Source organism: Streptomyces sp. NPDC001880 (assembly GCF_053594575.1).
Map to the genome: position 1 here is coordinate 79,243 of NZ_JBSFET010000004.1, position 17,568 is coordinate 96,810.

General features: G+C 72.9%; 15 protein-coding genes. 9 read left to right on the forward strand and 6 right to left on the reverse strand.

Translation table 11 applies throughout. From position 1 onward, the window contains the following. Positions 1–2 precede the first annotated feature (2 nt). The gene (locus ACWCQ6_RS03960; RefSeq protein WP_451085189.1) at positions 3–1,001 is read left to right on the forward strand and encodes an aldose epimerase family protein; all 999 of its coding nucleotides are present in this window, start codon (positions 3–5) and stop codon (positions 999–1,001) included. A 172-nt stretch (positions 1,002–1,173) separates the two neighbouring features. On the opposite strand, the gene ACWCQ6_RS03965 is transcribed toward ACWCQ6_RS03960, so the two are convergent. Beyond that, the gene (locus ACWCQ6_RS03965) at positions 1,174–3,645 is read right to left on the reverse strand and encodes a glycoside hydrolase family 3 protein (protein ID WP_451085190.1); all 2,472 of its coding nucleotides are present in this window, start codon (positions 3,643–3,645) and stop codon (positions 1,174–1,176) included. A 150-nt stretch (positions 3,646–3,795) separates the two neighbouring features. Here ACWCQ6_RS03965 and ACWCQ6_RS03970 point away from each other — a divergent pair, with 150 nt between their 5' ends. After that, a complete protein-coding gene (locus ACWCQ6_RS03970) occupies positions 3,796–4,386 on the forward strand; it encodes a TetR/AcrR family transcriptional regulator (RefSeq protein ID WP_451085191.1) in 591 nt (196 codons plus the stop codon). Positions 4,387–4,511: 125 nt separating this feature from the next. Further along, positions 4,512–6,470, forward strand: a complete 1,959-nt coding sequence (locus tag ACWCQ6_RS03975; RefSeq protein ID WP_451085192.1) for an FAD-dependent oxidoreductase — start codon at positions 4,512–4,514, stop codon at positions 6,468–6,470. On the opposite strand, the gene ACWCQ6_RS03980 is transcribed toward ACWCQ6_RS03975, so the two are convergent. The 4 genes from ACWCQ6_RS03980 to ACWCQ6_RS03995 all read right to left on the reverse strand — a co-directional run bounded on the left by ACWCQ6_RS03980 (position 6,400) and on the right by ACWCQ6_RS03995 (position 9,137). After that, the gene (locus ACWCQ6_RS03980) at positions 6,400–6,678 is read right to left on the reverse strand and encodes a hypothetical protein (RefSeq protein ID WP_451085193.1); all 279 of its coding nucleotides are present in this window, start codon (positions 6,676–6,678) and stop codon (positions 6,400–6,402) included. The genes ACWCQ6_RS03975 and ACWCQ6_RS03980 overlap by 71 nt on opposite strands. A 24-nt stretch (positions 6,679–6,702) precedes the next feature. Continuing rightward, positions 6,703–7,494, reverse strand: a complete 792-nt coding sequence (locus ACWCQ6_RS03985) for an EI24 domain-containing protein (RefSeq protein WP_451085194.1) — start codon at positions 7,492–7,494, stop codon at positions 6,703–6,705. A gap of 112 nt (positions 7,495–7,606) precedes the next feature. Continuing rightward, entirely contained in the window at positions 7,607–8,035 is a 429-nt protein-coding gene (locus ACWCQ6_RS03990; RefSeq protein WP_451085195.1) for an organic hydroperoxide resistance protein, read from the reverse strand. Positions 8,036–8,117: 82 nt separating this feature from the next. Next, on the reverse strand, positions 8,118–9,137 hold the full coding sequence (locus ACWCQ6_RS03995; protein WP_451085196.1) for an NADP-dependent oxidoreductase: 1,020 nt from the start codon (positions 9,135–9,137) through the stop codon (positions 8,118–8,120). 151 nt (positions 9,138–9,288) lie between these two features. Between ACWCQ6_RS03995 and ACWCQ6_RS04000 the strand changes: the two genes are divergently transcribed. From ACWCQ6_RS04000 to ACWCQ6_RS04010, 3 genes are all read left to right on the forward strand, one after another. Continuing rightward, positions 9,289–9,732 carry a MarR family winged helix-turn-helix transcriptional regulator gene (locus ACWCQ6_RS04000; RefSeq protein ID WP_451085197.1) on the forward strand — a complete coding sequence of 148 codons (444 nt, stop codon included), beginning with the start codon at positions 9,289–9,291 and terminating at the stop codon, positions 9,730–9,732. A gap of 169 nt (positions 9,733–9,901) precedes the next feature. Continuing rightward, the gene (locus ACWCQ6_RS04005) at positions 9,902–10,936 is read left to right on the forward strand and encodes a rod shape-determining protein (RefSeq protein ID WP_451085198.1); all 1,035 of its coding nucleotides are present in this window, start codon (positions 9,902–9,904) and stop codon (positions 10,934–10,936) included. 22 nt (positions 10,937–10,958) lie between these two features. After that, the gene (locus tag ACWCQ6_RS04010; protein ID WP_451085199.1) at positions 10,959–12,569 is read left to right on the forward strand and encodes a GAF domain-containing protein; all 1,611 of its coding nucleotides are present in this window, start codon (positions 10,959–10,961) and stop codon (positions 12,567–12,569) included. Here ACWCQ6_RS04010 and ACWCQ6_RS04015 read toward each other — a convergent pair. Then, entirely contained in the window at positions 12,547–12,978 is a 432-nt protein-coding gene (locus ACWCQ6_RS04015; protein ID WP_072483521.1) for an Lrp/AsnC family transcriptional regulator, read from the reverse strand. The genes ACWCQ6_RS04010 and ACWCQ6_RS04015 overlap by 23 nt on opposite strands. 147 nt (positions 12,979–13,125) lie before the next feature. On the opposite strand from ACWCQ6_RS04015, the gene ACWCQ6_RS04020 reads away from it, so the two are divergent. The 3 genes from ACWCQ6_RS04020 (at position 13,126) to ACWCQ6_RS04030 (ending at position 17,472) form a co-directional block, all read left to right on the forward strand. Further along, a complete protein-coding gene (locus ACWCQ6_RS04020; RefSeq protein ID WP_451085200.1) occupies positions 13,126–14,334 on the forward strand; it encodes a nitrate/nitrite transporter in 1,209 nt (402 codons plus the stop codon). A gap of 320 nt (positions 14,335–14,654) precedes the next feature. After that, positions 14,655–16,124: an acyl-CoA synthetase gene (locus ACWCQ6_RS04025; RefSeq protein WP_451085201.1), complete on the forward strand. Its 1,470-nt coding sequence runs from the start codon at positions 14,655–14,657 to the stop codon at positions 16,122–16,124. Beyond that, positions 16,117–17,472, forward strand: a complete 1,356-nt coding sequence (locus tag ACWCQ6_RS04030) for a carboxyl transferase domain-containing protein (protein WP_451085202.1) — start codon at positions 16,117–16,119, stop codon at positions 17,470–17,472. The genes ACWCQ6_RS04025 and ACWCQ6_RS04030 overlap by 8 nt, the downstream gene beginning before the upstream one ends. Positions 17,473–17,568: the final 96 nt, after the last annotated feature.

Genomic DNA, 17,568 nt, shown 5'->3' on the forward strand with positions numbered 1-17,568 from the left:
TCATGGTCATGGGTTCGGGCACGGGGATACGTACGGAAGACTTCGGCACCCTCGCGGACGGCAGCCGCGTACACCGGTGGACGCTGGAGCGGGACGGTACGCGGGTGCGCGTGCTGACGTACGGCGGCATCGTGCAGTCGGTCGAGGTGCCGGACCGGCACGGGACGCGGGCCGAGGTCGCGCTCGGGCTGCGGGACCTGGCCGGGTACCAGGCTTTCCCCGGCCCGTACTTCGGCGCGCTGGTCGGGCGGTACGCGAACCGGATCGGCGGGGCCCGCTTCGAGCTGGACGGGCGCACGCACCGGCTGACGCCGAACGAGGGGCGCAACCAGGTGCACGGCGGGGCCAGGGGCTTTGACAAGCGCGTGTGGCGGGCGCGGGAGGTGGCCGAGGGTGTGGAGCTCTCGCTGGTCTCAAAGGACGGCGAGGAGGGCTTCCCGGGCCATCTCGCGGTGTCGGCGGCCTACACCCTGGACGAGGGCGGGGCGCTGCGGATCGCGTACCGGGCGACGACCGACGCCCCGACGGTGCTGAACCTGACGAACCACACGTACTGGAACCTCGCCGGCGCCGGCAGCGGCAGCGCGCTCGGGCAGGCGCTGCGGATCGCGGCCGGGCGGATCACCCCGGCGGACGCCGAGTCGCTGCCCACGGGCGAGTTCCTGCCGGTGGACGGGACCCGGTTCGACTTCCGTGAGCCGCGGCCGGTCGGTGCGGGCTACGACCACAACTTCGTGCTCGACGCGGCGGGAACGGTTCCGGCGGCCGAGCTGTACGACGCGGCCTCGGGGCGCGTGCTGACCGTGACGACGACGGAGCCGGGGCTCCAGCTGTACACGGCGGACCACTTCGACGGGCGGCCCTTCGGCCCGTGCGCCGGGATCGCGCTGGAGACCCAGCACTTCCCCGACTCCCCGAACCGGCCCGCGTTCCCGAGCACGGTGCTGCGGCCGGGCGAGGAGTTCGTCTCGACGACCGTGTACGGATTCACGGTGCGCTGACGGTGGTGCCGCGGCAGGCAACGTCTGCCCGTCGAGGAGCGGCGTCCGGTGCGTGCTCTCGGCGTGCCGGCCGGAAGTCCTCGTACTGGGTTGTACTCGGGTTTTCGTCCGGTGCGGTGAGAGTGCGTGCCGGGCGTCGCGACGGAGGTGAACGTCGCCTGCCGCCCGTCCGCTATTCCTTGATGCCCACGGTCGCCGTCAGACGTACGTCGGCGAGCGAGCGGGCCGCCTGCACCTCGTACGTGCCGGGGACGAGGACCCAGTCGTACGCCTCCTCGTCCCAGATCTCGTACGTGCGCCGCTCCAGCGCGATCACCGTCTCGGCGCTCTCGCCGGGTGCCGCCTCGACCCGTGCGAAGCCGGCCAGCCAGCGGGCCGGGCGTTCGGCGGTGTCGCCCTGCGGGGCGAGGTAGATCTGGACGGTCTCGGCGCCGGGCCGGGTGCCGGTGTTGCGGAGGCGGACGGTGGCGGAGTCCGGGCCCGCCGTGAGGCTCTCGTACTCCCAGGTGGTGTAGCCGAGTCCGTGCCCGAAGGGGTAAGCGGGCGCGGTGCCCGCCTTCTCCCAGGCCCGGTAGCCGACGAAGACGCCCTCGTCGTAGTGGAGTTCGCCGTCGGTGGGGGTGGTGTCGGAGACCGGGACGTCGGCGAGCGCGGCCGGCCAGGTGGTGGGGAGGCGCCCGCCCGGTTCCCCGGCGCCGAGCAGGACGTCCGCGAGGGCGTGGCCGGCCTCCTGGCCGGGGAACCAGCCGAGCAGCACGGCGGCGACCTCGTCGCGCCACGGGAGCTCCACCGGGGAGCCGGAGTTGACGATCACGACGGTGTGCGGGTTGGCGGCGGCGACGGCCCGGACGAGGTCGTCCTGGTGGCCGGGGAGCTTCAGGTCGGTGCGGTCGAAGCCCTCGGACTCGACGCGTTCGGTGGTGCCGACGACGACGATCGCGGTGTCCGCGGCGCGGGCCGCCTCGACGGCCTCGGCGATCAGCTCCTGGGGGTCGCGGCGCGGGGCGAGGTGGCAGAGGGAGAACGAGACGCCGGGGACCGGCTGGTCGTCGTCCAGGGTCTCGGGGACCTGTCGCAGCGAGACCTCGACGGCTTCGCCCGCGGTGAGGGCGATCCGGCCGCGCTCCAGCGGGTTGCCCCAGAAGGCCTCGCCGGGGTCGGCGGATCCGGTGACCCGGTGGATCCCGTCGTACAGGGTCTCGCCCGCGACGGTGAGGGTGAACGCGCCGGTGCCGCGGGTGCCGAAGACGTGCTCGCCGCTGTCGCGCGGGACGAAGGTGCCGGTGATCTCGACGGTGTGCAGCGTGCCGCGGGTGACGCCCTCCGGGAGTTCGTCGCCGATCCACTGGACGGTGCCGCCCCGCAGCGGCGCGGAGCCGATGACGGTGCCGGACTCGTCGTAGCAGACGGCCTTGAGCCCGAAGCCCTTCTCGGCGGGGGTGAGTTCGGTGTTGGGGTCGGCACCGACGCGGTAGTCGACGACGCCCTCGGGGAGGGCGGCGAGGAGGCCGTCGAGCGGGCTGACGACGTGGGGCGGGAAGACCTGGGCGGAGCCGCCGCCGAGCACCCGGGCGTCCCGGGCGAGTGCCCCGCTGACCGCGACGCTGCGGACGGCCGCCGGGTCGATGGGGAGGGCGGCGCGTTCGTTGCGTACGAGGACGAAGGAGCGGCGGGCGATCTCGCGGGCCAGCGCTTCGCCGTCGACGGCGGAGGGGCGGCCGGCCTCGTCGACGACGGGCGGGGCGCCGTCCAGGATGCCGACACGGGCGGCCAGTCGCAGCACATTGCGTACGGCGCCGTCGACGACGGACTCCGCGACCTCGCCGGCCCGCACGGCGTCCGCGAGCGCCTTGCCGTAGACCGTCTTCGGGCCGGGCATCGCGACGTCGAGGCCGCCGTCGGCGGCGGCGACGGTGGAGCGGGCGGCCAGCCAGTCGGAGACGATGAAGCCGTCGAAGCCCCATTCGCCGCGCAGCACCGCGTTCTGCAGATAGCGGTGCTCGGTCATGGTGGAGCCGTTGACCCGGTTGTAGGCGGCCATGATGCCCCACGGGTGGGCGTTCTTGACGATGCGTTCGAACGGGGCGAGGTAGATCTCGCGCAGGGTGCGCGGGGCGACGACGTTGTCGACGGTGAAGCGGTCGGTCTCGGCGTCGTTGGCGACGAAGTGCTTGACGGTCGTGCCGACTCCGCCGTCCTGCACCCCGAGCACATAGCCGGTGCCGATCTCGCCGGTGAGGTACGGGTCCTCGCTGTACGTCTCGAAGTGGCGCCCGCCGAGCGGGGAACGGTGGAGGTTGACGGTCGGGGCGAGCAGGACGTGCACCCCCTTGCGGTGGGCCTCCTGCGCCAGCAGCCGGCCGGCCCGGCGGGCCAGGGCCGGGTCCCAGGTCGCGGCCAGCGCGGTGGGCGAGGGCAGGGCGACGGACGGGTCGTCGGCGCTCCAGGCGACGCCCCGGACGCCGATCGGCCCGTCGGACATCACCAGGGAGCCCAGCCCCACAGCCGGCAGTGCGGGCAGCGACCACATGTCCTGGCCGGCCAGCAGCCGCGCCTTGTCGTCGAGCCCGAGCGCGGCGAGCGCCGCTTCGACCGCGGTCTCGCGGGCCGCATCGGGGTTGGTGGGTGTGGACGCGCCTGCCACGGCCGTACCTCCTCGTCGGAATCCGGACTGAATGCCTCCATACTGACCCCACGGCAGGTAGACCAGTAGGTTTCGTTATTACTCCGTGATATTCGGATGGCGTACGGTCCCCAGTGCAGGACCGGTGGAGCGCCGAAAGGGGCCGGGGCGATGGTGCGGGGCAGGAGTACGGAGCGGCGGGCGGAGATCGTCCGGGCCACCCTCGAAGTGATCGCCGAGCGCGGCTATCGCGGCGCCTCGCTGAGCGCGGTCGCCGAGCGGGTCGGCCTCAGCCAGCAGGGGCTCCTGCACTACTTCCCTACCAAGGAGGCGCTGCTCGTCGCCGTGCTGGCGGAGCGCGACCAGTGGGACACCGGCGGCGGCACCCGGAGCGACGGCGTCTGGCGGATCGAGCTGCTGGCCTCGCTGGTGGAGTACAACGCGATGCGGCCCGGCATCGTCCAGACGTTCTCGGCACTGCTCGGCGAGAGCGTGACGGAGGGGCATCCCGCGCGGGAGTTCTTCACCCGCCGCTACACCCAGGTCCGGTCGAGCATGGCGGCGATACTGCGCGCGGAGTACGGCGAACGGCTGCCGGGCGGGCTGACTCCGGAGCGCGCTGCTCCGCTGCTCGTCGCGGTGCTGGACGGGCTCCAGTACCAGTGGCTGCTGGATCCGGACTCGGTGGACATGCCCGCGGCGTTCGGGGACTTCCTGGCGCTGCTGCAGCCGCCGGAACAAGGGGCTGCGAAGAACCGATAATCGTGACATGGCCTGCGGCGACGCGCAGCGGAACCAGATCAATGCGTTCCCCCTGCGAGTGATTTCGGGCCGGTCTACGCGCGTCCGGGCGCAGGGCACCCCTCCGGGCGCCCCAGGGTTGCCGCATGACTACCGAGCCCGCCGGACCCTCCTCCGGCCTGCCCTCCCGCCGCTCCCTGATCACGGGCGCCACCGCCGGTGCCGCCGCGTTGGCCGTCGCCGCGGCCCCCGGCACCGCGGGCGCCGCCGCGCCCGGCACCGCCGGCTCCCCCGCCGCAGTCGGCACCGCGCTCGCCCCCGCGGCCACCGGCTCGGACTGGAACGCCTGCCTGGCCGTCGCCCGCGCCATCCTCGTACGCGACGAACAGGACCAGCCGCTGGTCCCGTACTACCGCGACATCCTGCTCTCCAAGGGTCTGCCCCGCGGCCGCAAGAGCCCCAAGAAGGTGCTGATCGTCGGCGCCGGCCCGGCCGGGCTCACCGCCGCCCATCTGCTCCGCGAGGCCGGGCACACCGTCACCGTCATCGAGGCCAACGGCAATCGCGTCGGCGGCCGGATCAAGACCTTCCGCCAGGGCGGTCACGAGAACGCGAAGGCGCCGTTCGCCGACCCGAAGCAGACCGCCGAGGCCGGCGCGATGCGCATCCCCGACAGCCACCCGCTGGTCACCGGCCTCATGGACAGCTTCGACCTGAAGCGCCGCCGCTTCCACCTGGTGGATGTCGACGCCGAGGGCAAGCCCGCCAACCGCACCTGGATCCACGTCAACGGCATCCGGATGCGCAAGGCCGACTACGCGGCGAAGCCCCAGGCGATCAACCGCTCGTTCGGGGTGCCCGCCGCGTTCGAGGACAAGGCCGCCGCGACGATCGTGCGGGAGGCGTTCGCGCCCGTGCGCAAGGAATTCGAGGGCAAGGAGGGCCGGGAGCTCGTCGAGGGCTGGGCGCGGGTGATCCAGCGGTACGGGCACTGGTCGATGTTCCGCTTCCTGACCGAGGCGGCCAAGCTCGACGAGCGCACCATCGACCTCATCGGCACGGTCGAGAACCTCACCTCCCGGCTGCACCTCGCCTTTGTGCACAGCTTCATCGGGGCCTCCCTGATCAGCCCGGACACCGCGTTCTTCGAGCTGCCGGGCGGCACGGGCGTCCTCGCCGACGCGATGTACGAGCGGGTCAAGGACCTGGTGCGGCTGGACCGCCGGGCCACCCGGATCAGTCACGGCACCGACGGCGTCGAGGTCGAGACGGTCTCCGAGGGCCGCGACGGCAGGCCGCTGGTGCGGCAGACCTTCCGCGGCGACCGGGCGATCATCACCGTGCCGTTCTCCGGACTGCGCCACATCCCCGTCACGCCCGCGCTCTCGTACGGCAAGCGGCGCGCGATCACCGAGATCCACTACGACGCGGCGACCAAGGTGCTGCTCGAATTCAGCCGCCGCTGGTGGGAGTTCGAGGAGAAGGACTGGAAGACCGAGCTGGAGCGGATCAAGCCCGGCCTGTACGACGCCTACCGGCTGGGCAAGGCACCGGCCGACGGTTCACTGCTGGGCGCCCACCCCTCCGTGCCGCCCGGCCACCTCCCGCCCAACCAGCGCGTGCACTACGCGGCTCACCGGGCCACCGCCCGCAACCAGCCCGAGGCGGCGCACGTCATCGGCGGCGGATCGGTCACCGACAACGCCAACCGCTTCGTCTTCCAGCCCTCGCACCCGGTCGAGGGCAGCGCGGGCGGTGTCGTCCTCGCCTCGTACAGCTGGGCCGACGACGCGCTGAAGTGGGACTCGCTGGACGACGACGAGCGCTACCCGCACGCCCTGGGCGGGGTGCAGGACGTGTACGGGCAGCGCGTCGAGGTCTTCTACACGGGCGCGGGCGCCACCCAGTCGTGGATGCGCGACCCGTACGCGTACGGCGAGGCGTCGGTGCTGCTGCCGGGGCAGCACACCGAACTGTTCGCCGATGTGCGCTCGGTCGAGGGGCCGCTGCACTTCGCCGGCGACCACACCTCGATCAAGCCGGCCTGGATCGAGGGGGCGCTGGAGTCGGCGGTCCGGTCGGCGCTGGAGGTGCACAGCAGCTGACCCGGGTTTGGCTGGGCGTCGCCCAGTGGGACAGGCCCAGGGTGACGCCCAGCCCGACGAGCACCGACCCGATGCCCCGGTTGAGGGCCTTCTGCCACCTCGGCATCGAGGTGCACAGCCGCGAGTTCGAGAAGAACAGCGCGACCAGGACGAACCAGCCGAAGCGGGCGGCGGACAGGAACAGTCCGTAGCCCGCCCGCTGCCACACCCCGGTCTCGGTAGGGGGCGCTCCTCAGCCCTCGTCGAGCGTGTACGGCACGGGTGCCGGATCGGCGTCGTCCTCGTCCTCCGGCGCCACCAGGTCGCGCGCCAGCAGGGTGGCTCCGGCGACGGCGCCCGGCATCAGGAACACGGCGACGAACGGGATCAGGAAGGCGAGCCCCAGGGGTACGCCGAAGCCGAGGGTCAACAGGCGGCGGCCGCGCAGCAGGGCGAGCCGGTCCTTCAGGACCATGCCGCGGCGCTGCAGCGCGACGGCGGTGAGTTCCTCGGCGAGGAAGTAGCCGGTGACGCAGAAGCCGAGCACGGGGACGACGGTCTGGCCGAGCACCGGAATGAACCCGAGGGCGAAGAGCAGCACCGAGTAGAGCCCCACCCGCACCAGGATGCGGACGCTGTCGCGGGCGGAGATCCACAGCTCCCGCCAGAGCGGCAGCCCGGACTCGGGGACCTCGCCGCCCTCGGTGCGGTCGACCTGCTCGGAGAGCGACTCGTAGAAGGGCTGGCCGATCAGCAGTGTCACGGCGGTGAAGGTGATCACGGCGAGGAAGAGCCCGAGGCCGAAGACCAGCACGGTCAGGGTGGTGCGGAACACGCCGAGCCAGGGCGAGGACCAGTCGTCGGCGAACGGGGTCGCCCAGTTCACCAGGTCGTCGGCGCCGTAGCCGAGACCGACGAGCGCCCCCGCGTACAGCACGAGGGTGATCAGTCCGGGCAGCAGCCCGAGGCCGAACCACCGTCCGTGCCGGCCGACCCAGCGCTGTCCGTTTGTCAAGTAGCCGAAGCCCGCCCCTAGATCACGCATGACGTCAGCGTACTGGTGGGAAGGGAACCGCCGGACGGGCGGTTGTCGACAGCGGACCGAGGGCCGCACCCCGCGAAGGGGTGCGGCCCTCGGTCCGCCGTGAGCGGGGCGGTCAGGCGACCGACAGCTCGACCTTGATGTTGCCGCGCGTGGCGTTCGAGTACGGGCAGACCTGGTGGGCCTTCTCGACGAGCGCCCGCGCGGTGGCGGTGTCGACGTTCGGGATGGTGGCGCTGATCGCCACCTCCAGGCCGAAGCCGCCCTCGGCCGTCTTGCCGATGGAGACCGCGGCGGTCACCGTGGAGCCGGAGATGTCGGCCTTCTCCTGGCGGGCCACCACGCCCAGCGCGCCCTGGAAGCAGGCGCTGTAGCCGGCCGCGAAGAGCTGCTCGGGGTTGGTGCCCGCGCCGCTTCCGCCCAGGGCCTTGGGCGGGTTGACGATGACGTCGAGGTTGCCGTCGTCGGACGAGACGCGCCCGTCACGGCCGTTCTCGGCGGTGGCGACGGCGGTGTAGGCAACGGTGATGTCCTGAATGGTCATGCTGAGGATTCCTCCTGCTGTGCGCCGCGAATCGCGCCCGTGATCGCGACGGCCTGTACATGGAGCCTAACCGGGGCGGCTGTCAGACGAGGGAGACGATCATCTTCCCGGTGTTCTCGCCGCGCAGCAGACCGAGGAAGGCGTCGAAGCCGTTCTCGATGCCCTCGACGAAGGTCTCGCGGTACTTCAGCTCGCCCGAGGCCAGCCAGCCGGCGACCTCCTGGACGAACTGCGGCTGGAGCGCGGCGTGATCGCTGACGAGCATGCCCTGGATGCGCAGCCGCTTGCCGATGACGAGGGCGAGGTTGCGCGGGCCCGGGGTCGGCTCGGTGGCGTTGTACTGGGCGATCATTCCGCAGACGGTGACGCGGCCGTGCAGGTTGAGCGAGGAGATCGCCGCTTCGAGGTGCTCGCCGCCGACGTTGTCGAAGTAGACGTCGATGCCGTCGGGGGCGGCCGCGCGCAGCTGCTCGGCGACCGGGCCGTCGTGGTAGTTGAAGGCCGCGTCGAAGCCGTACTCCTCGACGAGGAGCCTGACCTTCTCGTCGGAGCCGGCCGAGCCGATGACCCGCGAGGCGCCCTTGATCCTCGCCATCTGGCCGACCTGACTGCCGACCGCGCCGGCCGCACCGGAGACGAAGACGGCGTCGCCCTCCTTGAAGGAGGCGACCTCGAAGAGGCCCGCGTAGGCGGTGAGCCCGGTCATGCCGAGCACCCCGAGGTAGGCGGAGAGCGGGGCGAGCGAGGCGTCGACCTTCACGGCGCGCTCGGCCGGGAGCTCGGCGTACTCGCGCCAGCCGAGGCCGTGCAGGACGTGGTCGCCGACGGCGAAGCCCTCGGCGTTCGAGGCGATGACCTCGCCGACCGCTCCGCCGTCCATGGGGTGGTCGAGCTCGAAGGGCGGGGTGTACGACTTCACGTCGTTCATCCGGCCGCGCATGTACGGGTCGACCGAGAAGTACAGATTGCGGACGAGGACACGGCCTTCGCCGGGTGCGGTGACCGGGGCCTCACGCAGCGCGAAATCCTCGGCCTTCGGCCAGCCGTGGGGGCGGGCGACGAGGTGCCATTCACGGCCGGACGTGGGCAGTGCAGCTGACATGGGCTCGGGTTCTCCTCAATGTCCTACGAGGTGGTGGAAGCTCCCGCGGGGGCGGTGGGGGACGCACCGGGGCAGCGAAATACTTCATACAGTGAAACAACCATGCTCCTAAATATTTCATATTGTCAAGCAACCGGCTATCCTGGGTGTCATGGCCACCCCACGCACAGACCCCCTGACCCTCGAAGTCGTCGAGCTCATCGGCACCGTCGTGGCGCGCTACTACGAGGAGTACGACGAGGCGGCGGCAGCCCACTCGCTCACCGGTGCGCAGGCGCGGGTGCTCGGGCTGCTCTCGCTGGAGCCGATGCCGATGCGCAGGGTCGCCCAGAAGCTGAAGTGCGAGCCGTCGAACGTCACCGGCATCGTCGACCGGCTGGAGACGCGCGGTCTGGTGGAGCGCAGGCCGGATCCGGCCGACCGACGGGTGAAGCTGGCCGCTCCGACGGAGCTGGGCGCGCGGACCGCGCAGCAGCTGCGCGATTCGCTCACCTTCGCCCGGGAGCCGCTGGCCGAGCTGTCGGACGGGGACCGGACGATGTTGCGGGACCTGCTGCGCCGGATGCTGGGCGAGCCGGGCCCCTTGGGCGGGTAGGCCCTGCGGTTCGCCGCGCCGAGCCGCGTACCGCCCCCTGCTGCCGGACCGTCAGCCTCGTACCTCCTACGGCTCATCCCGGCGCGCGCCAGGACTCCGAACGGCGCACGATGCCAGAGAGAACCGGCTGTTGCCGGTGCCGTCGTCCGCGCACTCGGGAGAACCTGCCGTGACCGTCAGCCTTGAGCAGCTGCGCCGTTGCCATGTCGCCGTCGACCTCGGGGCCGCCCGGACCCGGGTGTACGTCAAGGGCCTCGGGCTCGTCGTCGACGAGCCGAGCGTGGCCGCGGTGAACACCCGTACCGGGTCGCTCATCGCCGTCGGCGCGCTCGCCGAACAGATGACGGGCCGCACCCCCGACTACATCCGGGTGGTCCGCCCGGTCACCGGCGGGACCGTCATCGACATCGAGATGGCCCAGCGGATGCTCCGCCATCTGCTCGGCGAGAAGCTCCGCCGCCAGCTGCGCCGCAAGCCCCGGCTGCGGGCCGCCGCCTGCACCCCGCACGACAGCGATCCGCTCGCCCAGCGGGCCGCCGTCGAGACGATGGTCGGGATCGGTGCCCGGCGGGTCGAACTGGTCGACACCCTGATCGCGGCGGCCGTCGGCTGCGGACTTCCGGTCGAGCAGCCGACCGCATCCATGATCATGGTGTGCGGGGCCGCGACCACCCAGATCGCGGTGCTCTCGCTCGGTTCGATCGTGACCGCCGTACGCATCCCGGTCGGCGGCGACGCCATCGACCACGCGGTGATCCAGCATCTGCGTCAGCACCATGCGCTGATGCTGCCGAGCCAGTCGGTGCGCCCGCTGCAACTGGCGCTCAGCGGCGGTCTGACCGCGCACGGGCCCGCAACGACCGAGATCCACGGCCGTGACGTGGCGACCGGGCTGGCCCGCTCGGTGCAGGTCGACACCGCCGCCGTACGCCAGGCCATCCACGCCCCGCTCACCGCGGTCCTGGACGGGCTCGGCGCGATCCTGCGCGACTGCCCGCCGGATCTGGTGGCCGACCTCGTGGACTGCGGGATCATGATGGTCGGCGGCAGCGCGCTGCTGCCCGGCCTCGACCAGATGCTGCGGAACGCGACGGGCATGGCGGTACACATCGCGGAGCGCCCGGACGTCTGCGCGGTGCTGGGGCTCGGTGCCATGCTGGACGGAAAGATCGAGCCGATGGTCCTTGACCCGATCGCCTGCTGAGCACACCCCGGGGGTGCGGCGCATGACCGACGACACGACGGATACGGCCGCGGGGCCGCCCGGCGAGGAGACCGCCGCGGCGGAACCCGTCCCGGAGAAGCCCCCGCTGTCGGTTTTCCTGGAAGCGTTGCTCGGCATCGGCTCCGATCTCGAACTGCCGGTCATGCTCCAGCAGATCGTGGACACCGCGACGGCGCTGACCGGAGCCCGGTACGGCGCGCTCGGCGTGCTCGACCCGGAGCTCGGCACCATCGACGAGCTGTACACCACGGGGCTCGACGACACCGAGCGGCAGCGGATCGACAGGTTCCCGAACGGGCATTCGGGAATGCTCGGCGCACCCGCCGACGGGCCGCAGCCGCTGCGCCACGACGATCCGGCCGCCGGCCCGTGGGCCGGCGGGGTGCCGTCCGGCCATCCGCCGGTGCGCTCCTTCCTCGGGGCGCCGATCCGGGTCCACGACCAGGTCTTCGGCAACCTCTACCTCACCGAGAAGCACACCGGCCGGTTCACCGACTCGGACGAGGCGGTGCTGAGCGCACTGGCCGCGCAGGCCGGCATCGCGATCGCCAATGCCCGGATGTACGCGGCGGCCCGGCAGCGGGAGCGCTGGATCGAGGGGGCGGCCGCCGTCACCACCGCACTGCTGACCGGCGGGAGCGCCGCCGACGCGCTGATGACGGTCGCCGAAGGGGCCAGAACGCTCGCCGACGCCAGCGCCGGGGTCATCCTCCAGCCCGACGAGGCGGGCGGCATGGAGATCGTCACCGCGTCCACGCTCGACGACCCGGCCGGGATCGTCGGCACGGCGATCGAGCCCGGCTCCCCGGTGCTGGTCCAGCTGCTGGGCGGGGAGCCGGTGTTCATAGACGACTCGGCGACCGATCCGCGGATGACGACACATGTGCGCTCGCGGTTCGGCCCCAGCATGATGCTGCCGCTGCAGAGCGGCGGGCGGCTGATCGGCACCCTCGCCCTGCCCCGGCGGCGCGGTGACCGCCCGTACACGGCGGTGGACCGGCTGCTGGCCACCCAGTTCGCCTCGCAGGCGGCGCTCGCGCTGGTCCTGGCGGACGCCCGGCAGGACCGGGAGCAGCTCGCGGTGTACGAGGACCGGGACCGGATCGCCCGCGATCTGCACGACCTCGTGGTCCAGCGACTGTTCGCGACCGAGATGATGCTGGAGTCGACCCGCCGCCGGGCCGCCGCCCCGGAGACGGACGACTTGCTGGGCAGGGCCGTCGACGAGCTGGACTCCACCATTCAGGAGGTGCGGACTGCGATCTTCGCCCTTCAGCAGCCGCCCGCCGAGGCCCCCGCCACCTTCCGCGGCCGGGTGCTGCGGGAGACGGGGGGCGCCGCCGCCGTGCTCGGCTTCCCGCCGTCGGTGCACTTCACCGGGGCGGTCGACGCGCTGGTCCGGGAGCCCGTGGACCGGCAGCTGCTCGCCGCGCTGCGGAGCGCGCTCGCGGCCGCGCACCGGCGGGCCGGGGTCTCGGCGATCGAGGTGGAGGTGGACGCGACGGCCGTTCTTCCGGACGGGCGGGCGGCGGTCCGGCTGACGGTCGCCGACGACGGGCGCGAGGAGGACGGCTCGCGCCCGTCGACCGTCACCTGGCAGGCGCCGCTCTGAGCGCGACCCGGGTGCTGGAGTGGGCGACCCCGGCCTCCCGCTTGAGCCTGCGCAGCAGTCCGTCCAGGGCCGCGGTGTCGGCGACGGCGGCCCGTACGAGATAGTCGTGGCCGCCGGTCACATGGACCACTTCGGTGATGCCGGGCAGGGAGAGCACCGCCCGCTCGAACACCTCGTTCGTCGTATCGATCCGCAGCGTCACGTCGATGAAGACGACGAGTCCGGTACGGGTGTCGGCGGCCGGGTCGATGATCACGGTGAAGCCGCGGATGACTCCGTCGCGGCGCAGCCGGCGCACCCGGTCGGCTGCCGCGTTGGCGCTGAGCCCGACCCGTACGCCCAGATCGCGGTACGAGATCCGGGCGTCCTCCTGGAGGATGCCGAGGATTTCTCTGTCCAGACGGTCCATACTGCGATTGTCGCAGCTTTGTCCGGTTTGTGACCGGTTAAGTCGCGTCCGGCGGCATCCCGCCCCCGTTCCCGGCCCTGGGTCACGCGTGACCCGCATGGCGGATTCCGGCGGGCTCGGGGCCTGCGGCCGCCCTTGACTGAGGGGGTGGATACCGCCGTCAAGCAGTCCCCCGCCACGTTCGACGCGTCGTCCGCGGCCGCGTATCGCAACCTCGTGACGGCCACGATCGGTTTCGGGCTCACCTTCTGGGCCTGGAATCTGATCGCGCCGCTGTCCGGGGACTACAAGGAGCGGCTGGGGCTGAGCTCGGTCGAGCAGTCGCTGCTGGTGGCGGTGCCGGTGCTGGTCGGTTCGCTGGGCCGGATCCCGGTGGGCGCGCTCACCGACAAGTACGGTGCGCGGCTGATGTTCCCGCTGATCTCGGCGCTCACCATCGCGCCCGTACTGCTGCTGATCCCGGCGCGGGACTCCTACGGCGCGATGCTCGTCGTGGGCTTTCTGCTGGGCCTGGGCGGCACCACGTTCGCGATCGGCATCCCGCTGGTCAATTCGTGGTTCCCGCCGGCCAAGCGGGGGCTCGCGCTCGGAATCTTCGGCATGGGGATGGGCGGTGTCGCCCTGTCCGGGTACTTCACCCCGAGGATCGCCGGGCACGGTGAGAACCTGCCGTATCTGGTGGTCGCGGCGGCGCTCGTGGTGTACGCGGCGCTGGCCGCCGTGCTGATCACCGACCGTCCGGACCGCCCGGTGCCGACCGCCTCGCTCGCCCACCGGCTGGCCGACGCCGGACGCCTGCGGGTCACCTGGGAGCTGTCCGCGCTGTATGCGATCGGCTTCGGCGGCATCGTCGCGTTCGGCGTCTACCTCCCCACGTACCTGAAGACCTGGTACGGCCTGTCGCCCACCGACGCCGGCACGAAGGCGGCCGGCTTCGCCCTGGTCACGGTCGTCTTCCGGCCGATCGGCGGCTGGCTCTCGGACCGCTTCCACCCGGCCCTGGTCACGGCGGCGGCGCTCGGCCTGGCCGCCCTGATGGCGATCGTCCAGGCCTTCGACCCGACGCTGACCCCGGTCGGCACGATCGCGCTGCTCTGCATGGCGGCGGGCCTGGGCACCGCGAGCGGCAGCGTCTTCGCCCTGGTCTCGCAGGTGACACCGCAGGCGAAGGTGGGCAGCGTGACCGGGATCGTCGGCGCGATGGGCGGCCTGGGCGGCTTCGTGCCGCCGCTGGTGATGGGGGCGATCTACAGCGCGAAGGGCTCGTACTCCATCGGCTTCATGCTGCTGTCGGACCTGGCGCTGGCGGGGTGCGTGTACGCGTACGGCCGCATGCGCGGACTCCAGCGGGCCTAAGGCCTGTCCGGCGGATCAGGGTCGGACAGGGCGCGGCGTCCGGTGCGGTGCATCGCAGGGCGCCGGGCGGTCCCAATAGCGGAGCTGTTCGGACGTTTCGGCAACGCCGCGAGGCGCCGTGCCATACGCCGCGACCCCGGCCGTGATCCGCCGGACAGGCCCTGGGGCGAGTTCCGAAAGTGGCGTCGTCCGCCCGGAGGGCGGGGTCGGGGGCGTCCGGTGCGCCGACCGACAACGCGGCGAGCGTCCGTGCCGGAAGCCCCCGCCCGGGCGGGACTTTCGAAACCGCTCCGGTGTCTCCGTTTGCGGCAGCCCTTAGGGTGCGGTGGGTGACTCCTCTTCTGTTTGTGCCGGATGACGGTTCGACCCGGGAAGCCACCCGGTTCGGCGAACACACCATGACCTACGAGCAGTTGGCCACCGCCTCCACAGCGCTCGCCGCGCGCATCGCCGGCGCCGGACGGGTCGCGGTCTGGGCCACTCCCACCCCCGAGACCGTGATCGCCGTCGTGGCCGCGCTGCATGCCGGGGTGCCCGCGGTTCCGCTCAACCCGAAGACGGGGACGCGCGAGCTCGCCCACATCGTGTCCGACAGCGAACCGACCGTGGTGCTGGCCGGGGCGGACGACCCGCTCCCGCCGGTGCTGGAGGCGCTGGACCGCATCGACGTCGACACCGGCCCGCGGGACTCCGGCGCCGCGCTGCCCGAGCCCTCTCCCGAGTCCCCCGCGCTGATCGTCTACACCTCCGGCACCACGGGCCCGCCCAAGGGCGCGATCCTGCCGCGCCGGGCGATCGCCGCCTCGCTGGACGCGCTGGAGGACGCCTGGCAGTGGACCGGCGACGACGTGCTCGTCCACGCCCTGCCGCTGTTCCATGTGCACGGTCTGATCCTGGGCGTGCTGGGGCCGCTGCGCCGGGGCGGATCGGTGCGGCACCTGGGCAGGTTCTCCACCGAGGGAGTGGCCCGGGAGCTGTCGTCCGGCGGCACGATGCTCTTCGGCGTACCGACGATGTACCACCGGCTGGCCGAGGCCCTCGACGGCTCCGGCCCCGGCGCGGCCGGTCTGGCGAAGGCGCTGGCCGGAGCCCGGCTGCTGGTGTCCGGGTCGGCCGCGCTGCCGGTGCACGACCACGAACGGATCGCGGCGGCCACCGGCCGCCGGGTCATCGAGCGGTACGGCATGACGGAGACCCTGATGAACACGGGCGTCCGGGCCGACGGCGAGCCGCGCCCCGGAACAGTCGGCGCGCCGCTGCGCGGTGTGGAGCTCCGCCTGGTCGAGGAGGACGGCACCGTCCTCGCCTCCGACGCCACCGGCCCCGACGCCATCGGCGAGATCCAGGTGCGCGGCCCGAACCTCTTCACCGGCTACCTGAACCGCCCGGACGCCACGGCCGCCGCACTCACCGGGGACGGCTGGTTCCGTACCGGCGACATGGCGACCCGGGACGCCGACGGCTATGTACGGATCGTCGGGCGCAAGGCCACCGACCTGATCAAGAGCGGCGGCTACAAGATCGGCGCCGGTGAGATCGAGAACGCGCTCCTGGACCACCCCGGCGTCCGCGAGGCCGCCGTCACCGGGGAGCCGGACCCGGATCTGGGCGAGCGGATCGTCGCCTGGGTGGTGCCGGCCGACCCGGCGTCGCCGCCGTCCGCGGACGAGCTCGCCGGCCATGTGGCCGCCCAGCTGTCCCCGCACAAGCGCCCGCGCACGGTCCGCTACCTGGAGGCGCTGCCCCGCAACGACCTCGGCAAGATCATGAAGCGGTCGCTCCATGCCTGACCGGCTGACGGCAAGAGAGGCGGTCGCGGCACTCACCGACGACTTCGAGGAGTCGGCGGTGCCCGGGGAGAGCGCCGCGCCCGGCCGCGACGGGGACGGGCCCCTCTCCTGGGCCGGGTACGCGGACTCCCGGGCCCGCGCCGCCGCCCGTACCGGCGAGGAGGAGTCCGTCGTCCACGGCCTCGCCTCGGTCGGCGGCCGGCGCTGTGTGCTGGTCTCGTTCGAGTTCGGGTTCCTGGGCGGTTCGCTGGGTCAGCGCACCGGAGACCGGCTGGAGGCCGCGTACGAGGCCGCCCGGACCCGGGCGCTGCCGCTCGTCTCGCTGATCGCGACGGGCGGCAGCCGGATGCAGGAGGGCATGGTCGCCCTGACCCAGCTCCAGCGGGTGGCCCGTGCCTCGGCGCGGCTGCGGGCGGCGGGCCCGGCGCAGCTCGCGGTCCTGCGCGACCCGACGACGGGCGGCGGCTGGGCCACGCTGGGGGCGGGCGCCGATGTGATCCTGGCGCTTCCGGGCGCCCAGATCGGGTTCGCCGGCTCCCGGGTACGGCCCCCGGACGCGGACCCCCACGCGTACACCGCCGAGGGCCAGCTGGCCGCGGGGCAGATCGACGCGGTCGTCCCGCCCGGGGAACTCCCGCAGACGGTGGCGCACTGGCTGCGGGCGCTGCACGCCCCGGGCTCCCCGGCACTTCCCGCCCCCGTGCCGGACGCCCTGTCCGCCACCGGCCTCCCGGAGAGCGGCTGGGACGCGGTCCGGCAGGCCCGCTCGCCCGCCCGGCCGCGCGCCGAGGCGTATCTGGACGCCTATTTCGACCACCGGCTCCCGCTCGGCGGCGACCGCTGCGGGGGCACGGATCCCGGGCTGCTCTGCGGTTTCGGGCGGCGCGACGGCCGGTCAATCGCGTACGTCGCCCAGTGCGGCACCGCGACCCGCCCGGCCGGCTATCGCGCGGCGGCGCGGGTGATCCGGCTGGCCGACCGGCTCGGTGTCCCCGTGCTCACCCTGATCGACACCCCGGGCGCGGCGAACGACGCGGAGGCGGAACGGGCGGGTGCGGGCGCCGCAATCGCCGACGCCTTCGCGGCGATGGCGCAGGCCCGGGTTCCCGTCACCACCCTGGTGATCGGCGAGGGCGGTTCGGGCGGCGCGCTGGCACTCGCGGCACCGGGGAACACCCATGTCACCCGGGACAGCTACTTCTCGGTGATCGCCCCGGAACTCGCGGCGGCGATCCTGAAGCGCGCTCCGCACGAGGTGCGTGCCACGGCCGACCAGCTGCGGCTGCGCCCCCAGGACCTGGTGGAACTGGGCTTCGCCCGCTCGGTGGTGGGGCCGTCGCGGGAGTGAGAGCCTGTCGGGCCTCCGACCGGACAGCGGACGCGGTCCGGTGCGTGCGCTTCCCGGCGGAGGAGGGAGTCGGATGGGGTCTCCCCTGGTCGAGCG

Excerpts from the sequence above, each read along its gene's own strand:
- ACWCQ6_RS04030 (WP_451085202.1), top strand. The coding sequence starts at position 16,117 with ATGCCTGACCGGCTGACGGCAAGAGAGGCGGTCGCGGCACTCACCGAC.
- ACWCQ6_RS04015 (WP_072483521.1), bottom strand. The coding sequence starts at position 12,978 with ATGGACCGTCTGGACAGAGAAATCCTCGGCATCCTCCAGGAGGACGCC.
- ACWCQ6_RS03995 (WP_451085196.1), bottom strand. The coding sequence starts at position 9,137 with ATGTCAGCTGCACTGCCCACGTCCGGCCGTGAATGGCACCTCGTCGCC.
- ACWCQ6_RS03970 (WP_451085191.1), top strand. The coding sequence starts at position 3,796 with ATGGTGCGGGGCAGGAGTACGGAGCGGCGGGCGGAGATCGTCCGGGCC.
- ACWCQ6_RS03990 (WP_451085195.1), bottom strand. The coding sequence starts at position 8,035 with ATGACCATTCAGGACATCACCGTTGCCTACACCGCCGTCGCCACCGCC.
- ACWCQ6_RS04000 (WP_451085197.1), top strand. The coding sequence starts at position 9,289 with ATGGCCACCCCACGCACAGACCCCCTGACCCTCGAAGTCGTCGAGCTC.
- ACWCQ6_RS03975 (WP_451085192.1), top strand. The coding sequence starts at position 4,512 with ATGACTACCGAGCCCGCCGGACCCTCCTCCGGCCTGCCCTCCCGCCGC.
- ACWCQ6_RS03985 (WP_451085194.1), bottom strand. The coding sequence starts at position 7,494 with ATGCGTGATCTAGGGGCGGGCTTCGGCTACTTGACAAACGGACAGCGC.
- ACWCQ6_RS03960 (WP_451085189.1), top strand. The coding sequence starts at position 3 with ATGGTCATGGGTTCGGGCACGGGGATACGTACGGAAGACTTCGGCACC.
- ACWCQ6_RS04010 (WP_451085199.1), top strand. The coding sequence starts at position 10,959 with ATGACCGACGACACGACGGATACGGCCGCGGGGCCGCCCGGCGAGGAG.